The organism is Pseudomonas sp. AC463 (assembly GCF_979253585.1).
Window position 1 is genome coordinate 1 of sequence record NZ_CEEDDZ010000053.1, and the last position, 841, is coordinate 841.

Here is an 841-nt window from a genome sequence, read left to right on the forward strand (position 1 = left end):
CTGACCATCGCCGCCACATAAATAAACAGCAGCGGCTCATCGCTGAGTATCAGCAAGCCTTTGGCGAGGGTTTCGGCGCTGACGGCCAGCAGCTTTTCAAACTCGGCCTGCGACAGGTAATGCAGGAGTTTTTCCGCGTTTTCCAGCGGATGGCTCAGCCACTGAAGCAGTTGCTTGAGGTTGTCCCACACCGAATACAGCGCATCGCCAAACCCACTGGCGTAGGCCTTGTGCAACGTCAGGTAGCGCTGGAGGAAATTGGCTTCGGAATAATCCTTCCACAGCGGCTCAAACGTGCCGCTCCACTCACTGCGCAGCCAGCCTTCAAGCGGTGTAATCACCGACTGATACGAGGCATACAGCGCCTTGAAATGCTGCTTGGAAACATTGGGATAGAAGTTGACCCGGTACTGCTGGTTGCGCTCACACTCGGTGATTTCCAGAATGCCGCTGGGCCCGATGGTTTTGTGCAGAGGTTCGCCCAGCGGGCTGCCGTTTGGATCGATGCGTTGCAAGACGACAGGCGTATTGCCAATGGGCACGAACCGCGAACTCTGGAACATATGCACCAGGGTCAGCGTACCGTCAGCTTTGCACTGCGCGGTGGTGCTGCTGGGAAACCGCGAGCGGTTGATCGGCGCTACAAGCTCAACTTCATCCCCGACCTTGAAGACCTGCTCGACATCCAGTGCCGAAAAGCTGAAATAGCTCTCTGCCCACATGTCGTAGCTATTGAGACAGCGCTTGAAATCGCCAATGACGGCTTCGACGTCTCGCGTCTTCGAATCCATGGCCGCCAGCACCAGCAAGCCAATGGTTTGGCCCGTCACGCCGATCAAGA

1 pseudogene is annotated in these 841 nt (G+C 56.7%); it reads right to left on the minus strand.

Annotation, left to right across the window (positions count from 1 at the left end):
* Positions 1 to 791, minus strand: a pseudogene (locus tag AC0IYH_RS29010) (type IV secretion protein Rhs); the annotation flags it as partial.
* Positions 792 to 841: the final 50 nt, after the last annotated feature.